Origin of the sequence: Dyadobacter sp., from assembly GCF_051859145.1 — a bacterium.
Classification (GTDB): domain Bacteria; phylum Bacteroidota; class Bacteroidia; order Cytophagales; family Spirosomataceae; genus Dyadobacter.
On record NZ_JBHYGF010000381.1, the window covers coordinates 1 to 4,086 of the forward strand.

At 45.9% G+C, this 4,086-nt stretch carries 3 protein-coding genes and 1 pseudogene; 1 reads left to right on the forward strand and 3 read right to left on the reverse strand.

Annotation, left to right across the window (positions count from 1 at the left end; genetic code table 11):
• Together ACTIE6_RS19645 and ACTIE6_RS19650 are read right to left on the reverse strand one after the other, a co-directional pair.
• A pseudogene (locus ACTIE6_RS19645) lies at positions 1-265 on the reverse strand (GLPGLI family protein); the annotation flags it as partial.
• 21 nt (positions 266-286) lie between these two features.
• The gene (locus ACTIE6_RS19650; RefSeq protein ID WP_439558268.1) at positions 287-3,127 is read right to left on the reverse strand and encodes a TonB-dependent receptor domain-containing protein; all 2,841 of its coding nucleotides are present in this window, start codon (positions 3,125-3,127) and stop codon (positions 287-289) included.
• A 275-nt stretch (positions 3,128-3,402) separates the two neighbouring features.
• Here ACTIE6_RS19650 and ACTIE6_RS19655 point away from each other — a divergent pair, with 275 nt between their 5' ends.
• Positions 3,403-3,912 (forward strand): metallophosphoesterase family protein, encoded by a 510-nt coding sequence (locus ACTIE6_RS19655; protein ID WP_056282105.1) that lies wholly within the window; start codon positions 3,403-3,405, stop codon positions 3,910-3,912.
• A gap of 3 nt (positions 3,913-3,915) precedes the next feature.
• On the opposite strand, the gene ACTIE6_RS19660 is transcribed toward ACTIE6_RS19655, so the two are convergent.
• Positions 3,916-4,086: PDZ domain-containing protein (locus tag ACTIE6_RS19660; RefSeq protein ID WP_439558269.1), on the reverse strand; the 171-nt coding region annotated here is incomplete at its 5' end.

The window sequence follows — 4,086 nt, forward strand, 5'->3', positions numbered from 1 at the left end:
TGTATCCGCCGTCCACTTCCGGTTCCAGGTCAACATACTTGCTCTGGTTGCTGGTGACAAAAAGCTGTCCTTTACTCTTGTCACCCTCGTCATTTGCACCCCACGAAGTTTTCATCCTGCTCCGCTCCTCTTCCGACAGGAATGTAAGTTTATCGTACAGTCTCGACCAGTAGAATGTCCTTTCATAGGTCACCGCCAATCCGTCAGTCTGGGCGAACACGGGTAAGGAGCCCAGGAGAAGGAAGCAGGCAAGTAATTTTTTCATAGCTTATAAATTGAATGGTGATTAGTATCCGTATCCTTTTCTTTTAACCGTGTGACCTACTCCACGCATGTTATAGGTAAAGCTCAGCATGAAGTACCGCGCCAATGTACGCACTTGCTCCTGCGACACGAAGTTTTGGTAAGCCGACTGCGAGATACCGCGGTTTTTGTTGAACAAGTCAAAGGCCGAAAGTCTGATTTCTCCCTTTTTGCTTTTCAGCATGGTTTTATAAACAGACACATTCAGGATCGGCATTTTCTGGTTAAAGCCAAAACGATCATTGACGTAACTGCTGTATGAAAAGCGGCTGTTGAAGTAAATATCCTTTGGCATTTTGAAGTTCATCTCAGCGCCATAATTGGAGTTGATAATCTTTTGGTTCTGCCCTGAGCTGATTGAATATCGCGTATCGGTGATATTCCAGTTCGCATTGGTGTAAATGGTGAAGTTATCGCCGGGGGTATAATCCAGTCTTGCGCCCCAATTGTATCCATTGCTCTTGGTCTCGTTCAGTTCCCCGTTGATGTTGGTCAGGTTACGGCCCAGGTTGTAAGATGCATTGATATTGAAGTTGCTTTTCGTTTTTACAATCGGGAAACCATAGTTGGCATAAGCGCTCAGGTTATTTCCCCCACTGATGTTTGTCGCCATGGTAGTAGTTACCAGGTTTTCATCAACAAACTGGCTGTAAATTACCTGGTTATCATAGTAATTGTAATAAGCGCCGAAGAACATCTGAACAAAGCTGCCGGGGTTGAAATAATTATAGCCCAGGTTCACCGAGTGGTTTACAGTTGGAACCAGGTTCGGGTTACCTACCCGGATGTACAGCGGATTGCTGTTATCAACGATCGGTTGCAGGTCGCGAATGTTCGGCTCGCTTACTCCCACGCTGTAACCTCCGTATAAATACCTGTTTCGTTTAAGATCGAAGTTGAGGGAAATGTTTGGTACAAAGTTGAAGAACTTCCTGTCAATCCTGGTTCTGGTCGGATCGCTCTGGTCTACTGCAAACTTCCCGTCAAGATGAATTTGCTGCGCGCCTGCGCCTGCCGAGATGTTCAGTCCATTGTGCGAGTACCGCAGTGAAGTTCCAAGACGGTTGAATGTAGATCGGTTGGTATAATAGCGGCTCAGGTTATTGTTCATAGTCCGGCCACCTTCCGTAACGTCGAAAACATCACGGTCCACATCATCGCTTTTCAGACTGTAATTGTAGAAAGATTCAAGTACAAACTTCTTTGAAATAGGCTCAATGAACAGCAAGCTGCCTTTGAACTGGTTCCGCAAGCTCTTCGTATAATTTTCCTGGTTGATATTGAGGATACTGTCCGGCTCTGGCTGGAATGTTCTGAAAAAGCGGTTGGTCGAGCGCTGGTTGATAGTTCCGTTTGAATTGTTCACATTGTAAGCCAGACTGACTGCGAAGTTCCTACCCTTTTTCTTGAACTTATGCCGGAAAATGGCCGTGTTACCCAATGCAAATGAGTTAAAATCGGAGTAGTTGCGCTGGTCGCTGGTGTTGGAAAGCTGCGTAGTATCCTGTGCACCCCGGAAAAATTCCTGGTGACTAAGGTAATCCGCAGTTCCGCTTCCTATCCGCATATTGGAAAGTACAATCAGCGTGTTCAGGGAGTCAATGGTTTTTTCGTAACGAAGACTACCGCGATGGTTTTCATTAAAATTTAACCTGTTATTGGTATCCAGCTTCGTGAATGCAGAGTTGGTCAGGAAGTTGGTCTGCCTTGAAGTCGCGTCCAGGTCCTGTGTTGTCTGGTTATAATAGTAGCTGGTGTTGAACTTGGTTTTTTTCGTGTCAAAATTATAATTCGCGCCGCCAGCCCAGTTCTTGTTAAAACCACGGTTCTGAGCTCCTCTTCCCGCCTGTATCGTCAGACTTTCTTCATCGTCGCCTCCGAAAGTGATGTAGCGAACCCCGCCGCCGAAGCCAAAGTCACCATCATCGCCCCAGTTGAAAGACTGACTTCCTTTGAAATCTTGGTAATCGTCCCACGACATTCCTCCCTGGTTGGTGTTATTGCCCAGACCAATGATTGAAAATTGGTTCTTCTCGTTGAATCTGTTGTAGTTAACCTTGCCTTCAAGTCGCTTGTCGGTACCCGCTGCGAGCGTGGCTTTGCCAAATCCGCCTTTCTTGTGGCTGTCTTTCAGTTGCAGGTTGAGTGTTTTCTCGTGTTTACCGTCATCTACGCCGGTAATGCGCGATTGCTCTGTTTTTTCATTAAACACCTGGACTTTGGAAATGGCTTCGGCGGGTAAATTCTTGGTTGCAGCTTTGGTATCATCGCCAAAAAACCGCTTACCGTCTACCGTTACACGTTTAACCGTTTCACCCTGCGCCTTGATGGTACCATCCTGGTCTACCTGCAAACCCGGGAGCCGCCTGATCAAGTCTTCAACAGAAGCGCCGGGCTGTACTTTAAATGCCTTGGGATCATATTCGATCGTATCGCCGCGGATACTGAGCGGCGCGCGGAATGCTTTGATAACCACATCGTAAAGTACCTGGTCCATGAATGTCATTTTGATCTTTCCCAGATCTGTTACATCATCATCCTTTGGCTTAACCTCCTCCTGATAAGGCAGGTAGCCCACGTACGTAATCTTAATCAGATACGGCATTCTCTTCACATTCCTGAATTCGAATGTACCGTCTTTGGCTGTTCTTGCGAAGTTAACGAGCGTCGAATCCTTGGGGGCAAGCAGCATCACAGTGGATTCCGGAAGCGGGACACCGGAGGTATCAACCGTAATTCCCTTTAATGTAAAACGTCCTGTGGTCTGCGCGTGAGCGACCGAAATCATCAGGCACAAAAATGACAGAAGTAAGGCTTTTTTCAAGGCTAAGTGGCAAGGTTAAGTGAGAGTTTGTAACTGATGAACGACAATAATGCAATAATATACAAAGCGCGATAACTTTACAACTAAAAAATTAGTTTTGCGGGAATTTTATACTGATCCCGGAAAGTTTTAACTTTTATTAAGTTTTCATACGCAATATCAAGAAAGAAGCGGATATATAAGTTACTTTAATTACATAAATTTTCCATCTTTTTATCTTGCGATTATGCTCATTCTCGCATCTTTGTTTTTTTATCAATATCTGAGATCGAAAAATGAAGCGAATCGGCTTGCTGTCTGACACACATGGTTATCTGGACGAAAGGATTTTTGACCATTTCTCCACTTGTGACGAAGTGTGGCACGCAGGCGATATTGGCTCAGTGGAAATCATCAGCAAGCTTGAAGCATTTAAGCCCACCAGGATTGTTTTCGGCAATATTGATAGCAGCGAAGTAAGGGTAAGGACTGCTGAAAACCTGCATTTCGAGCTGGAAGGCTTTCGTGTCTGGATCACGCACATTGGCGGCGCGCCTCCGAGGTACAATCCGATGGTAATGCCTGAGTTAAAGAACAGCGCGCCGGACATTTTTGTGTGCGGGCATTCACATATCCTGCGCGTGATCCGCGACGAAAAACTGAATAATATGCTTTATTTCAATCCGGGAGCGGCTGGTCGGGAAGGTTTTCACAAGTTCCGCACAATTTTGCGCTTTAATATGCACGAAGGATTGATCAGTCAGATGGAAGCGATTGAGCTCGGAAAGCGGGGCGCGATGGTTTGAAAATCAGAAAGTCACTTTCACTTTCTTCACTTCATTCCCGCGTAAGAACTCTGCCTCAACTACCTGCCCTTTTTCATGTTTGCCCAGGATTTCCATATAGTCGTAAATCGTGCCGATTTCCTCCCCTCCTAACCTGGTAATAATATCGCCTGCTACAATCCCCGCCTTTTCAGC

Excerpts from the sequence above, each read along its gene's own strand:
- ACTIE6_RS19655 (WP_056282105.1), top strand. The coding sequence starts at position 3,403 with ATGAAGCGAATCGGCTTGCTGTCTGACACACATGGTTATCTGGACGAA.